The sequence below is a fragment of the Streptomyces sp. NPDC092369 genome (assembly GCF_044755245.1).
Taxonomy (GTDB): Bacteria; Actinomycetota; Actinomycetes; order Streptomycetales; family Streptomycetaceae; genus Streptomyces.
In genome coordinates, this window is record NZ_JBIVQP010000001.1 from 54,729 (window position 1) to 73,080 (window position 18,352).

16 protein-coding genes are annotated in these 18,352 nt (G+C 70.2%); 7 read left to right on the plus strand and 9 right to left on the minus strand.

What is annotated here, in order from left to right; genetic code table 11:
• Nucleotides 1-99: 99 nt before the first annotated feature.
• A complete protein-coding gene (locus tag ACIQI8_RS00250; RefSeq protein ID WP_402342631.1) occupies nt 100-1,062 on the minus strand; it encodes a cyclase family protein in 963 nt (320 codons plus the stop codon).
• Entirely contained in the window at nt 1,059-2,042 is a 984-nt protein-coding gene (locus ACIQI8_RS00255; RefSeq protein ID WP_402342634.1) for a fumarylacetoacetate hydrolase family protein, read from the minus strand. Before ACIQI8_RS00255 ends, ACIQI8_RS00250 begins: the two co-directional genes overlap by 4 nt.
• 121 nt (nt 2,043-2,163) lie before the next feature.
• On the opposite strand from ACIQI8_RS00255, the gene ACIQI8_RS00260 reads away from it, so the two are divergent.
• Complete coding sequence (locus tag ACIQI8_RS00260; RefSeq protein WP_402342637.1) at nt 2,164-3,147, plus strand: LysR family transcriptional regulator; 984 nt, start codon at nt 2,164-2,166, stop codon at nt 3,145-3,147.
• A 185-nt stretch (nt 3,148-3,332) separates the two neighbouring features.
• Here the strand turns inward: ACIQI8_RS00260 and ACIQI8_RS00265 are convergent, their stop codons facing one another.
• Nucleotides 3,333-4,613: an MFS transporter gene (locus ACIQI8_RS00265; RefSeq protein WP_402342640.1), complete on the minus strand. Its 1,281-nt coding sequence runs from the start codon at nt 4,611-4,613 to the stop codon at nt 3,333-3,335.
• A gap of 62 nt (nt 4,614-4,675) precedes the next feature.
• On the opposite strand from ACIQI8_RS00265, the gene ACIQI8_RS00270 reads away from it, so the two are divergent.
• Entirely contained in the window at nt 4,676-4,975 is a 300-nt protein-coding gene (locus tag ACIQI8_RS00270; protein WP_402342643.1) for a hypothetical protein, read from the plus strand.
• Nucleotides 4,976-5,301: 326 nt separating this feature from the next.
• Here ACIQI8_RS00270 and ACIQI8_RS00275 read toward each other — a convergent pair whose 3' ends face one another.
• From ACIQI8_RS00275 to ACIQI8_RS00290, 4 genes are all read right to left on the minus strand, one after another.
• On the minus strand, nt 5,302-5,994 hold the full coding sequence (locus tag ACIQI8_RS00275) for a lysostaphin resistance A-like protein (protein WP_402342646.1): 693 nt from the start codon (nt 5,992-5,994) through the stop codon (nt 5,302-5,304).
• Between the two features lie 233 nt (nt 5,995-6,227).
• A complete protein-coding gene (locus tag ACIQI8_RS00280; RefSeq protein ID WP_402342649.1) occupies nt 6,228-8,102 on the minus strand; it encodes an amidohydrolase in 1,875 nt (624 codons plus the stop codon).
• A gap of 38 nt (nt 8,103-8,140) precedes the next feature.
• Nucleotides 8,141-9,118 (minus strand): helix-turn-helix domain-containing protein, encoded by a 978-nt coding sequence (locus tag ACIQI8_RS00285; protein ID WP_402342651.1) that lies wholly within the window; start codon nt 9,116-9,118, stop codon nt 8,141-8,143.
• 148 nt (nt 9,119-9,266) lie between these two features.
• Nucleotides 9,267-9,389 (minus strand): hypothetical protein, encoded by a 123-nt coding sequence (locus tag ACIQI8_RS00290; protein WP_402342654.1) that lies wholly within the window; start codon nt 9,387-9,389, stop codon nt 9,267-9,269.
• Between the two features lie 172 nt (nt 9,390-9,561).
• On the opposite strand from ACIQI8_RS00290, the gene ACIQI8_RS00295 reads away from it, so the two are divergent.
• A complete protein-coding gene (locus tag ACIQI8_RS00295) occupies nt 9,562-10,173 on the plus strand; it encodes a TetR/AcrR family transcriptional regulator (protein ID WP_402342657.1) in 612 nt (203 codons plus the stop codon).
• A 297-nt stretch (nt 10,174-10,470) separates the two neighbouring features.
• Nucleotides 10,471-10,875, plus strand: a complete 405-nt coding sequence (locus ACIQI8_RS00300; protein ID WP_402342660.1) for a PPOX class F420-dependent oxidoreductase — start codon at nt 10,471-10,473, stop codon at nt 10,873-10,875.
• 836 nt (nt 10,876-11,711) lie between these two features.
• Here ACIQI8_RS00300 and ACIQI8_RS00305 read toward each other — a convergent pair.
• Nucleotides 11,712-12,572: an alpha/beta fold hydrolase gene (locus ACIQI8_RS00305; RefSeq protein WP_402342663.1), complete on the minus strand. Its 861-nt coding sequence runs from the start codon at nt 12,570-12,572 to the stop codon at nt 11,712-11,714.
• A gap of 75 nt (nt 12,573-12,647) precedes the next feature.
• Between ACIQI8_RS00305 and ACIQI8_RS00310 the strand changes: the two genes are divergently transcribed.
• Nucleotides 12,648-13,241, plus strand: a complete 594-nt coding sequence (locus tag ACIQI8_RS00310) for a CGNR zinc finger domain-containing protein (RefSeq protein ID WP_402342666.1) — start codon at nt 12,648-12,650, stop codon at nt 13,239-13,241.
• A 198-nt stretch (nt 13,242-13,439) separates the two neighbouring features.
• Here ACIQI8_RS00310 and ACIQI8_RS00315 read toward each other — a convergent pair whose 3' ends face one another.
• Nucleotides 13,440-14,969: a CoA transferase gene (locus tag ACIQI8_RS00315; protein WP_402342669.1), complete on the minus strand. Its 1,530-nt coding sequence runs from the start codon at nt 14,967-14,969 to the stop codon at nt 13,440-13,442.
• A gap of 403 nt (nt 14,970-15,372) precedes the next feature.
• Between ACIQI8_RS00315 and lanKC the strand changes: the two genes are divergently transcribed.
• Both lanKC and ACIQI8_RS00325 read left to right on the plus strand, forming a co-directional pair.
• On the plus strand, nt 15,373-17,979 hold the full coding sequence (gene lanKC / locus ACIQI8_RS00320; protein WP_402342672.1) for a class III lanthionine synthetase LanKC: 2,607 nt from the start codon (nt 15,373-15,375) through the stop codon (nt 17,977-17,979).
• Nucleotides 17,980-18,014: 35 nt separating this feature from the next.
• Nucleotides 18,015-18,143 carry a SapB/AmfS family lanthipeptide gene (locus tag ACIQI8_RS00325; protein ID WP_149551904.1) on the plus strand — a complete coding sequence of 43 codons (129 nt, stop codon included), beginning with the start codon at nt 18,015-18,017 and terminating at the stop codon, nt 18,141-18,143.
• Nucleotides 18,144-18,352 lie beyond the last annotated feature (209 nt).

Sequence of the window (18,352 nt, forward strand, 5' to 3'; positions counted from 1 at the left end):
GCTCGCTCGGTGCGAGTGCGGGACAGGGGTGGGGACGGGGGCGCGGGGCCGGATGCGCCGCTGCTGTCCGGGGAACGGCGCATCCGGCAGTTGTGCGGGTTACTTGACGGCGATGGGGTTGACCGGGGAGCCCACGGCGCCGGTGATGGGGAGGGGAGCGGCGGTGAGCCAGAACTCGTACACGCCGTCGTCGGCGCAGTCGGCGGCGAGTGCGTCGAGGTCCCACATCTCGCCGATCAGCAGGCCCATGTTGGGGATGGCGACCTGGTGCAGCGGCTGGAAGGCGTGGTCGAACTCGTTGGGACGGACCTCGAAGCCCCAGGTGTCGGTGGCGATGGCGGCGATCTCGCTGCCGTACAGCCAGCCGGCGGTGGTGAACGACAGGCCGGGCGCGGCGCCGCCCGCGTAGTCGCCCCAGCCGTCGCGCCTTGCGCGGGCGAGGTGTCCGGTGCGGACGAGCACGATGTCGCCGCGGCCGGCGGTCACCCCGTGGGCCTCGGCGGCCCGGGTGAGGTGCTCCTCAGTGATGGCGAACCCGTCGGGCAGCTCGCCGTCCATGCCGACGACCTGGCCGACGTCGAGGAGCACGCCGCGTCCGGCGACGTGCGGCGCCATGTGCTCGATGCCGGTGACGAGGTCGCCTTCGGAGGTGACCACCTTGTCGGCGCGCCGCCCGTTCCAGGCGAATCCGTGGTCGAAGATGTGGCCGAGTCCGTCCCACTGGGTGGAGCACTGCAGCGGCATGGCGATCACGTCGTCGGCGCCGCCGATGCCGTGCGGGAAACCCTGGTTGCCCAGCGCCGCGTCGGTGCCCGTGTCGAGCATGGTGTGGACGGGGTTGGTCCGCCGGCGCCAGCCCTTCTGCGGGCCGTTCATGTCGAACCGCTGCGACAGCGAGAAGCTGACGCCGCGGCGCACGAGCGCCGCGCCCTCGCGCCGCTTGGCCTCGTCGAGGAAGTTCAGTGTGCCGAGCACGTCGTCCTCACCCCAACGCCCCCAGTTGGAGTACGCCTTGGCGGCCTCGGCTATCGCGTCCTCCGGGTCGCGGCGGTCCAGGCTCATGTCGTTCCCTCCGCGACACAGCGGGTGCGCTGCACGCCCAGACCGGTGATGGAACCCTCCATGACGTCGCCGTCACGCAGCAGGCGTCCCCAGTGGATGCCGTTGCCGGCCGGGCTGCCGGTCAACACCAGGTCACCGGGCAGGAGTTGAGCCGTCCGCGAGGCGTACGACACCAACCGGGCGACTCCGAAGAGCATGTCCTTGGTGGACTCGTCCTGCATGGTGTCGCCGTTGAGCTTGAGCGTGACCCGCAGGTCACCGGTGTCCGCGATCGACTCGGCCGGTACGAGCCACGGGCCGAGCGGCGTGAAACCGGGAGCGTTCTTGCTGCGCAGCCAGTCGGTGCCGATGGCCTTCATGTCCCGGCGGAACACGGTGGCACGGTCGGTGAGGTCGTTGGCGATGGTGTACCCGGCGACGTGCTCCAGGGCCTCCTCGACCGTCACCTGGTATGCGGGCTTGGCGATGACGGCCGCCAACTCCAGCTCCCAGTCCGGCTTTTCGGCCCAGGCGGGCAGGACCACCTCGTCGAACGGGCCGGTGATCGCGCTCGGCAGACCGATGAACACGTACGGCAGGTCCTCGGCGGCACGGCGGTCCATGACCGCGGCGATCTCCTCGCGGGCCTCCTCGACCGTGCGCGGGTCGTCCGGGGAGCGGTGGGCGACCTCCAGGTCGATCACGTGTTGCCGGTAGTTGGCGCCGGACTGGAAGATCTGCCGCGGCTCGATGGGGGCGTGCACCCGCAGGCCTTCCGCCGGCCGCCAGTCGAGGGCGTCCTCGTCCGCCAGGACGCGCAGGACGGGCAGGGCCTCCTCCCACCGCTCCACCACGGCGCGCACGCTGGACGGTGCCCAGGCCAGGGCACTGCGCAAGTCGAGTACCCGGCCCTTGGCCAGGAGGCCGGGAAACGGCTCCCCGTCCTGAGTGGAGAACGTGCCGAGCGCGAACGGGCCGGCAGGTTGCGCGAGCGTTGCCATCTGATTTCCTCCTGCTGGGTTGCGGCCTACTCTGGCCCCGATCGGTTAATCACGGAAATCAATCCTGTGGATGCGCCGAATCCATGACATGGATGCCTCTCGCTTGCTAGGTGGTTGCCCGGTGAACCTGTCCCGACTCGACCTCAATCTGGTCCTCGCCCTGCGCGCGCTGCTGGAGGAGCGCAATGTCACCCGGGCCGGCGAGCGCATCGGGCTGAGCCAGCCCGCCATGAGCGCGGCGCTGTCCCGGCTGCGCCGCCATTTCGACGACGAATTGCTCGCCCGCACCGGCAACTCCTACGAGCTCACCCCGCTCGGCACCGCCCTGCGGGACCGCAGCGCCACCGCGTGCGACCTGCTGGAGCGGGTCTTCGCCAGCCAGGCCGACTTCGACGCGGCCGCCGAGACACGCGAGTTCACGCTGCTCGCCTCCGACTACGGAGCGGCCGTCTTCGGCGCCGCACTCGCCCGCGCCCTGCACCAGGAGGCGCCCGGCATCCGGCTCACCTTCCAGCACCCGGCACCGTCCGTCGTGGACAACACCGCCACCGTGCTGAGCACCGTCGACGGACTGCTGATGCCGCACGGCGTCATCGACGGCTTCCCCGCCGTCGAACTCCACCAGGACCGCTGGCTGTGCATGGTCGCCGATGATCACCCCGAGATCGGTGACGAACTCACCCTGGACCAGCTGGGGCGTCTGCCCTGGGCCGTCTACCAGCGTCCCTACGACGCCCCGGCCGCGCGCCAGCTCAGCATGATAGGGATCAGTCCCCAGGTGGAGGTGTCCGTGCAGACCTTCCAGCTGCTGCCCCACATGGTCGAGGGCACCCGCCGGATCGCGATGATCCAGGAGCGTCTGGCGCGCAAGGCGGTCCGCTCCGCCGCGGTGCGCGTCCTGCCCTGCCCGTTCGAGGCGGTACCGGTGCGGGAGGCGATGTGGTGGCACCCGGTGCACGCGCAGGACGCGGGCCACATCTGGCTGCGGCAGAAGGCCGCGGAGGTGGGCGTGACGCTGGCGGGCAACGGCTACAGCAACGGCAAGGGCCCAGGGAAGGCCGTGACCGTCGACCGGAGCGCGGGGCCGCCGCCGGGCCGGTTCTGACTGGGCCCAGCGGCAGCCCGTGAGCGAGGCGCTGTCGGCGGGCGGACCTTGCTGCCCTCAGGCCAACGCTCCGGCAACAGCCGGGAACGGACGACATCCGTACAACGGCCGGCCCGCGCGCCCTCAGGCCAACGGCTCCAGCCACGGCCAAGGACCGACAGCGCCCGTACACCGGCCTGCCCCCCTCAGGCCAACTGCTCCGGCAACGACCGGGGATCGACGGCACCCGTACGACGGCGGGTCGCCCACAGCCCCGCCGCGACGAAGGCGGCGGCCAGCCCCAGCACGCCCACCGCGCCGGGGAGACTGCCGATGGCAGCCTCCCCGGCGAGCAGCACCAGCGGGCAGACGAACTCACCGGCGAAGAAGGCCGCCGTCCACAGCCCCGTGCCACGGCCGCGGTCCTCGAACGACAGACGGGACATGGCACTGGTGAGAAGGGCAGGAAGCAGCATGCCGGTGCCCACACAGTTGACGACCGCCCCGATGACCAGCAGCGGGGCGTTGCCCGCGAGGAACATCACCCCGAAGCCGACCGCGCAGACCGCGAGAACGACGGGAAGCATCGGGTCGGGAGAACGCTTGAGCCGGGCGAAGGTGACCGCTCCCCCCACGGTGGCGGCACTGGCGATCGCGGTGGCCAGTCCGATCACGCCGGTGTTCTCCACCTCAAGGTCGTCGAGCAGGTACGACATCTCCACCGGGACGGTGTAGAAGACCATCGCCCCGAAGAAGGTAAGGGCACAGATGCCCGCCAGCTGCCGCCAGGGGAACGGGCGGCGAGCCTCCGCCTCGGCCGGAGCCGCGGCCGGGACCTCGTCGCCGTCCGCACGGGCCGCCGGGTGGGGCAGGGCGGTTGCCATCAGCGGGGCCAGCACCAGGCTCACGGCGTACACCCAGAAGGGCATGCGCCATCCCGCCGATCCGGCGGCGCCGCCGAGCACGAAGAAGACGGTGGCCGATGCCGAGGCGCACATGGTCTGCAGGGCGAGGTACTTCACCCGCTGCCGGCCACTGTAGTAGTCGCCGATCAGAGTCGTGCAGGCTGTCATGATCGCGGCCTCGGCGACTCCGACCAAGGCGCGGCTGGCGATGATGCCGCCCAGCGAGTCCAGCCAGAGCGGGGCGGTGCCGAACGCGGCGTACAGCAGGGTCGCCACGACCAGCAGGCGCTTGCGGCCCACCCGGTCCACGATCACACCGGCGAACGGGGCCAGCAGCGCCAGCGCGAGCGCCGGGACCGTCAGCGCGAGGGGCACCAGCGCCTTGGCCCCCGCGACCGACGCGAAGTGGTCCTGCATCTTCGGCAGCACCGGGGCGATCAGTACCGCCCCCAGGATCGGCAGACAGCTGCCCGCCATCAGAAGGGTCACCCGCAGCAGATGGGCCGGGCCCGACACGGCGACGGCTGACGGAGCGGTGGCATCGATCGCGGCGGGAGGCGGCGGGGGCACGGAACCGGGCATGGCGACTCCAGGGAACGGCGTAAGGGAGCGGGCATGCCTCACGGGCGCCAACGACGCACGGCATGCTGGGGGACTCGCACGCCGGCGGCATCCGGACAGCGGCGTGCGGTAGCGACGACTATGAGGGCGCCAAGGCGCCGGTGCCATCCCCAGCGCAATCCGAATCCCGTATCCGGGTTATCCATGCGGTGGATGAGATGGGCAACCATCACGCAGACGGAAGACGTGCGCGGCCGTTCCTGCGTGACAGCGCGGCGGCCGCCGGGGCACTGACGGTCGTCGAAGCGGTCGAGCAGAGGGATCCGCTCGACGCCCCGATACTCGCCACCACGACCTGCACCCGCCGAGAGATGACGAATTGATTCACATCCCACGATTCTTGATTCCAGAACCACGAGTTGTTGGATTTCTGGATCGGTGATTTCTAGAGTCCCCCGCGACCCGTACGCCGTCGGTGGGCACCCCCTGCGGGGCGGCCCACCGCACCACCCGCGCCTTGTAGGGCATGTGCGCCGTCCTGGACGGCGTCTACTCCAACGGCGTCCGCCACCGCCACCTGACCGCCGTCATCAGGGGCAGCCCCAAACGAGTCCGCAGCCGCACACCCCAGCCCCCGAACGTGCGTCACTGCCTCGCTACCAGGCAACTTGCCCGCTGACCGGCTTATTCAGACGCACTCCAGAGATCTTCAACGGTTGGGGATACGCCGGTCGGAGGGCGCACCGGATGGTTCGCCGCCTTCCACCGCGGCCGGGTCGTGGTCCGAGGGGACGGCCTCGTCGCCGTAGCGGCGGAGGAGCCACAGGCCGTAGACCGCGTTGATGACGTACACGCTCAGCTGCCACCAGTCCGGGGCGGAGCCGGGAGAGCGGATCTGGAAGAAGTCGTCGAGTCCGTGCACCAGGATCATCGGCCAGACCGAGCCGATCGCGTAGCGCAGACCGGCGCAGGCGAAGCCGAAGAGGCCGGCGGACAGGATCTGCCAGAGTGTGTCTCCCAACGGTGCGCCGAAGAACAGGTAGTTCTGGACGTGCCCGACGCCGAAGAGGACGGCGACACCCACGGCCGCTCGCATCGGTCCGAGCGGGGTGAGGGTCTGCTGGACGAGACCACGGCTGTAGGTCTCCTCGTTGATGCCCACCCACAGCAGTGAGATCAGCGAGCTGACGATTACGGTCGCGCCGCCGTCGACGCCGACGACGGCGTAGGAGCAGGCGATCAGCACCATCGGTGCGACCAGCCACCAGCGGCGCGCGCGGCCGAGTGCTGCCACGGTGGAGGCACGGAGCCAGCCCCATCGCCACAGGACGAACCACACCCCTGCGGAACACACCACGTTGACCACGGTGGCGCCGAGAGCCGGGAACCACGAAGGAGCCATCGGAGGCAGCAGTACCTTGGCGAAGAGCAGCAGTAGGGCATGCCACGCGAGGGTCAACTCCCCTGCGCCCCAAAGGGGATGACGGATGATGTGACTTTTCCACCGTGCCATCACGGGGCGATTTTAACGGCGATCGCATGCCGGGCACTGGTGCCTGTTTCGGGTCCGGACGAACCGGCCGGGCAGGTCCTCGCACACCGGGTGAGGAGATGTGCGAGGACCTCTCCAGGCTTCTAGCAGAGATGTCCGGTGCCCTCCGACCGCGGATACCCTCCGAACCGCCCCACCGGCGACCAGTCAGGGCTGATCGGCAGCGGTGCGGGGGCCAGTTTCCCGTAAGCTCCGGCGGCGTACACGATCTTTCCGTCCATGACGGTCAGGACCGATTCGATCTCCTTGATGCGGTCCACCGGGACCTTCAGGTAGTCGTCGGACAGCACGGCGATGTCCGCCAGCCGCCCCGCGGCCAGGGTGCCCTTGTCCCCTTCGCGGCTCTCCATCCACGCGCTGCCCTGGGTGTAGAGCTTCAGCGCGGTGAGGCGGTCGACGTTGTTCTCCGCGGCGCGCATCCGCGTCCCGGCCAGGGTGCGGCCGGTGACGAGCCACCAGAGTCCGACCCAGGGGTTGTAGCTCGCGACCCGGGTCGCGTCGGTGCCCATGCCGACGTGCACGCCGGCGCGCAGCATCTCGCCGACCGGAGGGCTGCGCCGCGCGACCTGGTCGCCGTAGTGCTCGCGGAAGATGTCGCCCTGGAACGCCATCTGGTGTTGTACGGCTATACCGCCGCCCAGTTCGGCCACCCGGTCGATGTTGCGGGCGCTGATGGTCTCGGCGTGGTCCAGGATCCAGCGCACGCCGTCGACCGGCACGTCGCGGTTGATCGTCTCCAGGACGCCGAGGAACCGGTCGATGGACTGGTCGTAGCTGGCGTGGTAGCGGAAGGGCCACCCCCGCTGAACGGTGGTCCGCACGACCCGGTCGAGGTCGGCCTCCATCTCCGGCGGGAACACGGGGATCGGTTCGAGGAAGTTGTCGAAGTCGACGCCGTTCCAGACCAGGGTCTCGCCGGGGCCGTGGATGCGGAAGACGTCGTCGCCGTTGTCGACGGCGAGTTCGCGGGTCCAGCGCTCCAGCTCCGGGTACTCCGCGCCCGGTGTCTGGGGGAAGATGCTCGCCGCCAGACGCGTCGTCATGAGGCCGCGGGCGTGCAGGTCGTCGACGACTCCGTAGTCGGACGGATAGGCCTGACCGCCGCCGCCCGCGTCCATGGCGCTGGTGATGCCGAACCGGTTGACCTCGCGCATGAACTGCTGCGTGCTGTTGAGCTGATCCGTGAACGACAGGCGCGGCAGCCGTCCGATGGTGCCGTAGAGGATCCGCGGATCGGGCTTGGCGAAGAGCACACCGGTGGGATTGCCCTGGGCGTCGTGCTCGATCGCTCCGCCGGGCGGGTCCGGTGTGGTGCGGTCGAAGCCCAGGACCCGCAGGCCGGCGCGGTTGATGAATCCCATGGAGTACTGGAAGAGGACGAACGCGGGCGTGTCGCCGGTCGCCTTGTTGATCTCCTCCAGCGTGGGCAGTCTGCGCTCGGTGAACTGGTCCCGTGACCATCCACCCACCACACGCACCCACTGGGGCGGTGGCGTGCGCGCGGCCTGCGCCTTCAGTCGCCGCAGCGCTTCGGCCAGGCTGGTCAGACCGTCCCAGCGCAGCTCCATCATGAAGTTCAGCCCGCCCCGGAGCAGGTGGGTGTGGGAGTCGTTGAGCCCCGGGACAGCCGTACGACCGCCGAGATCGATCACCCTGGTGGCGGGGCCGCGCAACGGCATGACGTCCCGTTCCGTCCCCACGGCCGTGATCCGGTCGCCCGTGACGGCGATCGCCGTCGCCAGGGCATTGCGGGGGTCGAGTGTGAGCAGCTTTCCTCGGTGGAGGATCAGATCCGCGTGGACCGCCGCGCTCCCGGAAGCCGGGGCGGCGTACGCGACCGTCGGGAGAGCCGCCGCGACCGATGTGGCGGCGGTACCGACGACAGCACTCTTGAGGAGGCTGCGCCGCCGCACGCCACTGGGCACACGAGGTCTGTCGGCGGCAGGAGTTTCAGTCATGGCTTGCACCTTGTCTCAGTAGGTGGTGCAAACCTCCACTACCTACGGACAGCGATGGTGACTTCCCCTGCAGCTGGTGGTGACCCTGCGCGCAAGGCAGCGGGACTCACCCCGAATCTGCTGCTGAACGCCCGGCTGAAGTGGGAGCGATCGGTGAACCCCCAGCGGTGGGCGACAGCCGACACCGTCAGATCCGCGAACGCCGGGTTCATCAGGTCGGTGCGGGCACGGTCAAGTCTGGACTCCCGTATGGAGGCCGCGACCGTCGTCCCCGAGTTCTCGAAGTACAGGTGGAGGGAGCGCACGGAGATGCCGAGTGCCCCGGCCACGGCGGCCGGATCCAGGTCGGGATCACGCAGGTTGCGCTCGATGTGGTGCTGGGCCCGCACGCGCATCACGTCGGAGCCGTCGGCGGAGGTACCGCTTCGATGCTCGCTCAGCAGCGCCTCGACCGCGTTCAGCAGGGCGCGCTCCACATGGCCCCGGCTCCCCGGCGGCATTTTTCCGTACGAGCGCGCCACGCTGCGCAGCAGGGAGCCGATCAGATCCACCCCGGGCTGGCCCGCCGGCAGTCGGGTGGCGGTCAGTTCACGGAGCCCGTCGCGGTCGCCGGGGACACGCACGCCGTCGGGAATCAGCAGGGTCACGAAGTGCACGTCATCGGTGTTGGAGGTGGCGAACGGGCTTGCCGCGTCCGACAGGACGACATCGCCCGGCCCGACCGTGGCCTCGCGCCCACCCTGTTCGAGGCGGCTCGTGCCGGCGAGCTGCAGACGAACGCTGAAGGGACGGGGGCCCTCTCCCGCCGCCAGTGCCGGCGTACGGACCGCCTCGTGGGCGGAGAGGCGGAACCGTACGACGCGGAGGTCGCCGATGTTCATGCGATGAGCAGCCGCGCGGAAGTCCGGGCCGGCGGCGATGTGCAGTTCGGTCGCGTTCTGGGAGGCGATGTCGTGCCATACGCGCAACCGCTCCCGGGCAGGCACCCGCAGAGTGACCCGGGCGGTCTCGTCCATCGCCCCTCCCTTCGGCGCGCCCGGAACATGCCGGCCGCCGTCGCGGCCCGCTCGGGCCCGTGTCTCCGGTGCAAGGCTACGGCCGTGCGGCTGTCCGCTGCACGGAACCTGGAAGTGGACAGCCGCCGAGGCGGCCGCAGCCCGGTTCTCAGGCGGGCAGCCGCGCCGTCGCCCCCGGAAGGTCCTGGTCGCCGAAGGGCGTCCCGTCCGCGATCGCGGTGCGCCATGGGCGCAGCAGTCCGGGCGGCATCCCCATCGCCAGCGCGCCCACGATCCGTCCGTCCTTCCAGTAGGCGGGCTGTGGTCATGGCGAACGTGCTCCAGAGTGCGGTGAAGGGGCCCTCGGCCGCACGGATCAGGCCTGGTGGGAGGTGGCCCATCGGAAGAACCAGTGAGGTGAATACCATTCACCTTGCCTAGTGAACGGTGTTAACCTTTGGCGTATGACTGTCAAGGCACGCCGCTCCGGCCAGCACCACGGCGATCTCCGCAACGCCCTTGAGCAGGCGGCACTGGAGCTGGTCAGCGAGCGGGGACCGCACGGGTTCACCCTCGCCGAGGCATGCCGTCGGGCCGGGGTCAGCCCCTCGGCCCCCTACAAGCACTTCGCCGACCGCGACGCCCTGCTCGCCTCTCTCGCGGCGCGCGCCTTCCGCGTACAGCACGCGCTTTTCGAGGCAGCCCTCGACTCCACACCGGATGCCGCGGCGGGGCTGGCCGCGTTCGCCGCGGCGTACGTGCGCTTCGCGGCGCAGGAGAAGGCGCTCTTCGACATCGCCTTCGGGATCGGCGTGGACGCCAAGCGCCACCCCGAACTCACCGAGGCCGGCACGGCACTGCGCGACCTGCTCATGCCGGTCGCCCTCGACATCACCCACGACGAGGCGGCCGCGTTCGACCTGATCGTCCGCGTGGCCGCGGCCGCGCACGGCGAGTCGGTCTTCCTCCAGCAGGGGATACTCGGCGCCGAGCCCGAGCCGCTGGCCTCCGCCGAGCAGCGCGCCGTGGAGACCGCGCGGGCGGTCATCAGCCAGGTCCGCACGTCGGCGAGCTGAGCCGATCGCCCCTACCGCACACGGCCGCAGACCCGATCACACGAGGTGGATCGCGTGGGCCGTTGCGCGCCGTCAAAGCCCGGGAGTGGCCGGCGCCGACCGCCGGCCTGACCCCCGCACGCCCTGAATACCGTTACCGCCGGGGAGTTGGGCGCGACACGGCCCTCGTCTGGAATGTCGAGCGAGCTCCGGATCTCGCAGGGGGACCCGTGGAATTTTGCAGACCGCATCTCGGTGGTTAATGCTGTTCACCACAAGGTGAATGCCATTCACTTGATCGCCGGACCGGGAGCAGCCATGACCACCACACCCGTCGACTTCGACCAGGCTCTGTCGCGCATCGGCCGGGGCAAGTACGTCAGTCTGACCACGTTCCGCCAGACCGGGCAGGCCGTCCCCACCCCCGTGGGCTGCCTCGTTCGTGACGGCACGCTGTACGCGCTCACCCCGCCCGACAGCGGAAAGGCCAAGCGCATCCGCAACAGCGGCCGGGTCCTCATCGAACCGTGCTCCATGCAGGGAGCCGTCCCCGCCGACGCGACCGCCGTGGAGGGGACGGCCCGACTGCTCGACGAGGCGGAAACTCGGCGGGTCGAGGCGATGATGGTCCGTCGGTTCCTCATGTACCGACTGGTACGCCTCGTCGACGTGTTGACCCGCCGCAGGCGCTCGCTGGTCGCCGTCGCCGTCACCGCGTCCTGAAGGCCAGCCCACCACCGGGACCCGCAACACCGGCTTCTACAGCGGGAAGTCGACTCCGGTCAGCTTCTCGGAAAGGTCCCACAGCCTGCGCTGGAGCTTCGTGTCGTGCGACGCCTCGCTGGACCGGACGACCTTGGGGTGGCCGGAGTTCTACAGGAAACTGTCGGGTCCGTAGTACTGCCCGCCCTAGGCCGCCGGATCGGTGGCCGCACGCAGCGTCGGCCGGCGCGGCCAGGGTCCGGCACTTCCGCTCGGCGAGCCGGCGCTGGAGTTCGTAGGTGAACAGCGGGTTGGCCGGCTTCGAGCGCGAGTACGCCGTGCCCGCGTCGTAGCTGCGGATGCGTGTCGCGATGTCGTCCAGGGACATGGGTCCGCGCCTGCGAGGGTCCGCACTGCTGACGGTCACCACCCGTGCGTCCGGTACGTCGACCATACGGTCGAGCAGCAGGCCGGTGAGCGCGAAGTGGCCGAGGTGATTGACGCCGAAGTGCTGCTCGAACCCGTCCACGGTCGTCTGCAGGGCGCCATGCATGACCCCGGCGTTGCCCGGTCCGTGTCGCGGACCGCGACTACGACCGTGGCACCCTGGGCGGCCAGGGCTTTGGCGGTCTCCTAGCCGATACCGGAGCCGGCCCCCGTCACCACGGCGCCCCTGCCGTCCTGGTGGGGCATGTTGGCGGTGGTCCAGCGGTGCGAGGCCATGGGTACTCCGGATGTACGTCGGCGTGGGGCGGTTTCCACGGAACGTAAGGGAGCTGTCCGCCGCTTTCCAGCGGCCTCTCACATGGTGCGTCGGCAGGGCTCGCACGCACGATATGCCTCCTGACCAGCACTGTTCAGGAGCTGAGGAATCCCCGCAGATGGGCCAGCAGGGCGTCGGGGCGCTCCTCGGCGATGAAGTGGCCGCACTCGGGGATCTCGGCGGTCGTCACGTCCTCGGCGTACTGGCGCCAGATCTCCTCGGTGGGCAGCCGGGCGGGCAGGCCGGCCGAGCCCCACAGAGCCAGGACGGGCATGGTCAGTCGGCGGCCCGCGGCCGCGTCCTCCTCGTCGAGGGCCAGGTCCTGTTCCAGGGCGCGGTAGTCGTCGAAGCCCGCGCGCAGCGCGCCGGGGCGCGAGAAGGCGCGGACATAAGCGTCGACGGCTTCGGGCGCCAGGCCGTGGCGGTTGTAGGTCCAGCGCTCGAAGAAGTACTCCAGGTACGCGCGGACGTTGTTCCCGACCAGCAGCTCGGGCAGGTCCGGTTGCAGGTGGAAGAGCCAGTGCCAGTAGCCGGGGGCGACCGAGGCGTCGAGACGGCGGAACATCTCACGGGTGGGGACCACGTCGAGCACGGCGAGCCGCTCGACCTGGTCGGGGCGGTCCAGCGCCCAGCGGTGCGCGACCCGGGCGCCGCGGTCGTGGCCGACCACCGCCGCTCGCTCGAACCCGAGATGCCCCACCAGCTCGGCGATGTCGGCGGCCATCCGCCGCTTGTCGTACCCGGCCGCGGGCTTGTCGCTCAGACCGTAACCTCGCAGATCGGGCGTGACGACGGTGTGAGTGGCGGCCAGCTCACCGAGCACCGGACGCCAGCACAGACTGGTCTGCGGCCATCCGTGCAGGAGCACCAGCAGCGGCCCCGAACCCGCCCGCGTGTAGTGCAGACGAATCCCGTCGACCTGCGCCACCCCCGCCGTCACAGCCACCGCATCCATGCCCGGACCCTCTCCGTCGGTATTACTAACCGTCTCAGCAGGTTAGTCTGCGTCAGCGCGGTGGACAATGGGCGCATGACGGCGGACGACGAGTGGCTCTGGTACGGCGGTCGGGTGTCCCTGGACCTCGTCAACACCCTGCGCGACCGATGGACCACACCCCGCGAGACACTCCACACGTCAGACGACGTGGCCCACTGGCTGCACCACAGTGGACTGCTCGTCGGCCGACCCCGAACCGGAAGTACCCCTGCCTCCGGGCTGACTTCCGCGGTGACGCTCCGCGAGGCGGTCGACCGCGCAGTACAGACCACGGCCAACGACGGACTGCCGGCCCCGGCCGACCTCACCGTCATCAACGAGGCTGCGCGGCAGGCCCCTCACACCGCCCCTCAACTGGTCATCTCAGAGGGCCGATTGGAGCCCGGCACCCCGGCGCGGCACGCGGAGGACGTCACCACCGCGCTCGCTCTCGTGGCCCAGGACGCCATCGAACTCCTTCTCTCCCCGGAGATCCGACACGTCCGCATCTGCGGCTCCGAGCGGTGCGCCCTGCGCTTCGTGGACCGCTCCCCCGGACGGAACCGCCGCTGGTGCTCGATGACCCGCTGCGGGAACCGCGCCAAGGTCCGGCTCCATCAGGCCCGCTCCCGCGACCTGAACCGCTGAAGGGGAATTCACACGGCTGTGGCGCTCATGGTGCTCGCGAAATGCTGTGCGGCGGCGTCGGAGGACGTGATCGCGAACGTGACGCGGCCAGTGCATCCGCGGCCTTTCCAACGAGGTTAACACCATTAACCATATGTCGTGAACCATGCGCACGGGACGGCACTCGCGGCAGGAGCGAGGGGAGAGAGTCGCGGACGATCAGTTGTCCCGGGCGAGCCAGACGGGGGCGCTGCTGCCGCGGGGGAGCAGGACGTCGCGGAAGCGGCCGGGAGTTCTGGACAGGACCACCTGGTCGGTGACGCCCTGGTAGTGGCCGCAGGGGGTGTCGGCGGTGAAGGTGTCGGGGTCGAGGTAGGCGTGCGGGGAACCGGGGTCCGGGTCGAGGGCGGTCCGGTGGGCGTGGGCGCGGTCGAAGAGGCCGAGGCTGAGGATCCAGGTGGCGATGCGGGTGAGGTTGAGGGTGACGCGGTAGCTGCCACCCTCGGTGGCGCGGCGCATGAGGGCGGCGAGCGCGCCGGTGGTGGCCAGCCAGGAGAGGACGTAGTCGTTGACCACGTTGATGTACGGCAGGGCCGGCGTGCTGGTCGGCTCGGCGGCGACGCCGTCCTCGCCCTCCATCAGCATGATGCCGGTGAGTGCTCCGGCGGTCTGGTCGAAGCCGACGCGGTGGGCCCAGGGGCCGGTCTCGCCCGCGAGGGTGATGCTGACGTGGATGATGCCGGGGCGGACGGCCGCGGCCTCCTCTGCGCTCAGGCCGATCTTCTCCAGGTAGCCAGGACGGCGGTTGGCGTAGAAGACGTCGGCGTCGCGCAGCAGGTCGTGGATCTTCGTATGTCCGTCGGGGCTGTAGGGGTCGAGTGTGGCGGAGCGGACGCCGACGTTGGCGGTGTTGTAGGTGGAGTCGTGCTCCAGTTCGTCGGGACGCCAGATGTTCAGTACGTCGGCGCCGTGCTGGGCCAGGTCCCGGCCGATGCCGGCGCCGGCGATGACGTGGCCCATGCCCAGGGCGCGTAGCCCGGACAGTGGCTGGTCGACGGCGGCGGGAAGGGGTTCGGGCCGGCTGTCGCCGATCTTCTCGATCCTGATGAGTGGCTCCCGGGCGATGTACTCGTACGCCGGATGCCTCAGGAACTCCTCAGTGGTGCGCAACATCGGCATGACCACGCCTGCTTCGTCGCCGGCCTGCTCCAGGTCCGCGGCGTCCCACTGGGCAATTGCGTCAGCGACGGCCTGCTCCTCGGGCCAGGTGCGCAGCAGCTTGTAGACGGCGTTCCTGATCTTCGGGTAGGGGTTGAGCGGCATCACCCAGCGGTTGTCGCGCGTCCGGTAGAAACCGAAGCTGAGAGGGCTGGCCGGATCCGCGGAGTTGACGCCCGGATAGCCGTTGAGCAGCTCCCACTTCTTGTCGTAGAAGGGGCAGAGCCGGTGCGGGGCTTTGCGCAGGTCCATCGTGATGTCCTGGCCCTCGCCGCCGCGCTGCCGCCACAGCGCGGCCAGGGCGACGGACTTGGCGGTCAGGCCCAGTGCGGAGACGGCGCCCAGACGCATGACGCTGGGGACGATCGGGTCGCTCCCGATGAACGTGATCCTTCCGCCGCTGTCCTCGGGGCGCAGGCCGGCCGGGACGAGGACCTCACGCAGAGCCCGGTGGATGTCGAAGTCGGCGTCACCGGTCTGCGGATGGGCGATGACCTCGTGGATGCGGGCGGTGAGTTCGGCGGCGCTCATGATTGCGGCAACCTCTGCTTCGCGGTGGACGTGCGGGCGTTGTGGCTCTGTGCCACGCATTCCCACATGCGAAAGAATCTATCGTTATGCCTAGGTCAAGGTTGCATAGGTCCCGGATGGCGGCAGCTCGACACGTCATCCGAGGCCGATCTCCTCCCCCTCATCGTTCGTTACCATCGCGAACTCTCCGCGCGGGATGCCCCAAAGCCCGGCTGTGCCAGACGCCACGGTCGGAAGGTGCTCTTCCAGCGCCGCGGAATCATCACCCTTCCGCCCGGTGCTCTCGACCGCGCGAAGTTACCCGTGCGTTTCGCACATCGGAGTGGTGACAGCGGTAACTGTGCAGGGCGGTTGCCCGCGTGACAGCGTCGTTCTCGTCAGCAACCGGTGCGAGGGAGAAGGCATGAACAAGGGTTATGCCGTGTACTGCGATGCGGACCCGTACTTTTACGACGCTCCGCACCGTACGTCCTCCCGTACCGGGGCCGGGCGCTCCCGGTACGCCGCGGCATCCTCACCCGTACCGGAAGGATGGCAGCGCAACGAGAGCGGGGACTGGCTCGCTCTGCGCCCGGTCGACGCCGAACTCCCCCTTCAGGGCTGGAAGATCCACGTCTCCGCCTGCCTCGACAACGCGGAGTCCGTGCTCGACCGCGTGTGGCGGCACTGCGTCGACGGCGGCACGGCCTTCAAGTTCGTGCCCAGTCGCTACCTGCTGCATCAGCGCAACGCCAAGTACGCGGACCGGGCCGGCAGCGGCAAGTTCATCACCGTGTACCCGGCGGACGAGGCGGAGTTGGAACGGCTCGTGAGCGAGTTGTCCGACCTGCTGGCCGGTGAACCCGGACCGCACATCCTGAGCGACCTGAGAGTCGGCGACGGCCCCGTCCACGTCCGTTACGGCGGCTTCACCCGCCGCAACTGCTACGACGCGGACGGGGAGTTACGGCCCGCCGTGACCGGTCCTGACGGCGTACTGGTGCCGGACGTGCGGGGCCCCGTCTTCCGCGTGCCGGACTGGGTGAGCCTGCCTGCCTTCCTGCGTCCGCATCTCGACGCCCGTTCCGCGGTGACCGTGGCCGATCTCCCCTACACCATCGAGTCGGCACTGCACTTCTCCAACGGCGGTGGCGTCTACCTCGCCCGGGACAACCACACCGGGGACCAGGTCGTCCTCAAGGAGGCCCGTCCGCACGCCGGGCTGGCGGCCGACGGCGCCGACGCCGTGACCCGGCTGCACCGTGAACGCCGGGCGCTGGAACGGTTGTCGGGACTCGACTGCACGCCCGAGGTGCTCGACCACCGCACGATCGGGGAACACCATTTCCTCGTCCTGGAGTACATCGACGGCAAGCCGCTCAACACCTTCTTCGCCCGCCGGCACCCGCTCATCGAGGCCGACCCGAGTGAGCGGACACTGGCCGAGTACACCGCCTGGGCCCTCGACGTCCACGCACGCGTGGAGCGCGCCGTCGAGGACGTGCACGCCCGAGGCGTGGTCTTCAACGACCTGCACCTGTTCAACATCATGATCCGGGACGACGACAGCGTCGCCCTCCTGGACTTCGAGGCGGCCCACCACGTCGAGGAACCTGGACGTCAGACCGTGGCCAACCCGGGGTTCGTGGCGCCTTCCGACCGGCGGGGCGTGGCGGTGGACCGGTACGCGCTGGCGTGTCTGCGGCTCGCGCTGTTCCTCCCGCTGACGAGTCTGCTGGCCGTCGACCGGCGCAAGGCGGCTCACCTCGCCGACGTGGTGGCGGATCGGTTCCCGGTGGACCGGGCGTTCCTGGACGCGGCGGTCGAGGAGATCACGCGCGTCGACGGCGCCCCCTCGACGCAACGGCCGTCCGGGCCCGTGGCTCCGGTCCGGCCGGACGACTGGCCACGCAGCAGGGACTCCATGGCCGAGGCCGTCCGCGCCTCCGCGACACCCACCCGCACGGACCGCCTCTTCCCCGGTGACATCGCGCAGTTCGCCACGGCCGGCGGCGGACTGGCCTTCGGCCACGGCGCGGCGGGAGTGCTGTACGCCCTGGCCGAGAGCGGGGCGGGACGGGACGAGGAGGGTGAGCAGTGGCTGCTGGAGCGGACCAAGCAACCGCCCTCGGGAATGCCGCTCGGCTTCCACGACGGACTCGCCGGAATCGCCTGGACGCTGGACCGCCTCGGCCACCGCGACCGCGCCCTCGACCTCACCGAGCTGCTTCTCGACCAGCCCTTCGAGCATCTCGCCCCGGACCTGCACAGCGGCACCGCCGGCCTGGGCCTCGCCCTGGACTCGCTGGCCGCCACCACCGGAGAGACCGCGCTGCACACCGCAGCTCTGCGCTGCGCCGATCTCACCGCCGCCGGCCTGCCGGGCGGCCGCACCGAACCCGCCCGCCCTCGCGCGGGGCTGCTGCACGGCGCCGCAGGACGCGCACTCCTCTTCCTCCGGCTCTACGAACGCACCGCTGACCATGCCCTCCTTGACCTCGCCCGCGACTCACTGCGGCAGGACCTCGCCCGCTGTGTCCGCGGCGCGGGCGGCGCGCTGCAGGTCGACGAGGGATGGCGCACCATGCCCTACCTCGGCGCCGGCAGCGTGGGCATCGGCATGGTGCTCGACGACTACCTGGCACACCGCGAGGACGTGGAGTTCGCGCGGGCCAGGAAGGAGATCGTGGCCGCGGCCCAGGCGATGTTCTACGCCCAGCCCGGCCTCTACCGCGGTGTGGCCGGCATGGTGCTGTACCTCGGCCGCACCACGGCCACCGCACCCGGCACGGGCCCGGAGGCCGTCCGGCGCCAACTCGACGCCCTGTCCTGGCACGCCATGTCCTACAAGGACCGACTCGCCTTTCCCGGTGAGCAGATGATGCGCCTGTCCATGGACCTCTCCACCGGAACGGCCGGATGCCTCCTGGCTGTCGCCTCCGTCCTCGGCGACACGCCCGCCGGCCTGCCGTTCCTGCCGCCACTGCGCCCCAGCGGCGGCCCTCAGACTCGGCCCCACCAGGGGTCGTGAAGAAACACATCCACTCCCCCACGAGAGGAAATGTCATGAACCTTTTCGACCTGCAGTCCATGGAGACCCCCAAGGAAGAGGCCATGGGCGACGTCGAGAGCGGTAGCCGCGCGAGCCTCCTGCTCTGTGGCGACAGCAGCCTGAGCGTCACCACCTGTAACTGACGCCGGAGTTGCCGACCACGGTGACGTGGTGAGCCATGTCGCCGGGCTCAGGCGCCCCGGGTGAACTCCCGGGGCGCCGAAGCCTGCCCACGCGGTCACCACGTCCGGGCGGGCTGCCGAATCCGCCGAGTCGGCGCCCGGTGTCCCCCAGTGGACGGACGGAGGTGAGCCCTGGTGCGAACGAGCAGGCCCTGCGGAGGGCGGACTCC

What these genes read in the sequence shown, in the direction of transcription:
- ACIQI8_RS00250 (WP_402342631.1), bottom strand. Translation starts at nt 1,062, where the DNA reads ATGAGCCTGGACCGCCGCGACCCGGAGGACGCGATAGCCGAGGCCGCC.
- ACIQI8_RS00255 (WP_402342634.1), bottom strand. Translation starts at nt 2,042, where the DNA reads ATGGCAACGCTCGCGCAACCTGCCGGCCCGTTCGCGCTCGGCACGTTC.
- ACIQI8_RS00265 (WP_402342640.1), bottom strand. Translation starts at nt 4,613, where the DNA reads ATGCCCGGTTCCGTGCCCCCGCCGCCTCCCGCCGCGATCGATGCCACC.
- ACIQI8_RS00270 (WP_402342643.1), top strand. Translation starts at nt 4,676, where the DNA reads ATGCTGGGGGACTCGCACGCCGGCGGCATCCGGACAGCGGCGTGCGGT.
- ACIQI8_RS00275 (WP_402342646.1), bottom strand. Translation starts at nt 5,994, where the DNA reads ATGGCTCCTTCGTGGTTCCCGGCTCTCGGCGCCACCGTGGTCAACGTG.
- ACIQI8_RS00280 (WP_402342649.1), bottom strand. Translation starts at nt 8,102, where the DNA reads ATGACTGAAACTCCTGCCGCCGACAGACCTCGTGTGCCCAGTGGCGTG.
- ACIQI8_RS00285 (WP_402342651.1), bottom strand. Translation starts at nt 9,118, where the DNA reads ATGGACGAGACCGCCCGGGTCACTCTGCGGGTGCCTGCCCGGGAGCGG.
- ACIQI8_RS00295 (WP_402342657.1), top strand. Translation starts at nt 9,562, where the DNA reads ATGACTGTCAAGGCACGCCGCTCCGGCCAGCACCACGGCGATCTCCGC.
- ACIQI8_RS00300 (WP_402342660.1), top strand. Translation starts at nt 10,471, where the DNA reads ATGACCACCACACCCGTCGACTTCGACCAGGCTCTGTCGCGCATCGGC.
- ACIQI8_RS00305 (WP_402342663.1), bottom strand. Translation starts at nt 12,572, where the DNA reads ATGGATGCGGTGGCTGTGACGGCGGGGGTGGCGCAGGTCGACGGGATT.
- ACIQI8_RS00310 (WP_402342666.1), top strand. Translation starts at nt 12,648, where the DNA reads ATGACGGCGGACGACGAGTGGCTCTGGTACGGCGGTCGGGTGTCCCTG.
- ACIQI8_RS00315 (WP_402342669.1), bottom strand. Translation starts at nt 14,969, where the DNA reads ATGAGCGCCGCCGAACTCACCGCCCGCATCCACGAGGTCATCGCCCAT.
- lanKC (WP_402342672.1), top strand. Translation starts at nt 15,373, where the DNA reads ATGAACAAGGGTTATGCCGTGTACTGCGATGCGGACCCGTACTTTTAC.
- ACIQI8_RS00325 (WP_149551904.1), top strand. Translation starts at nt 18,015, where the DNA reads ATGAACCTTTTCGACCTGCAGTCCATGGAGACCCCCAAGGAAGAGGCC.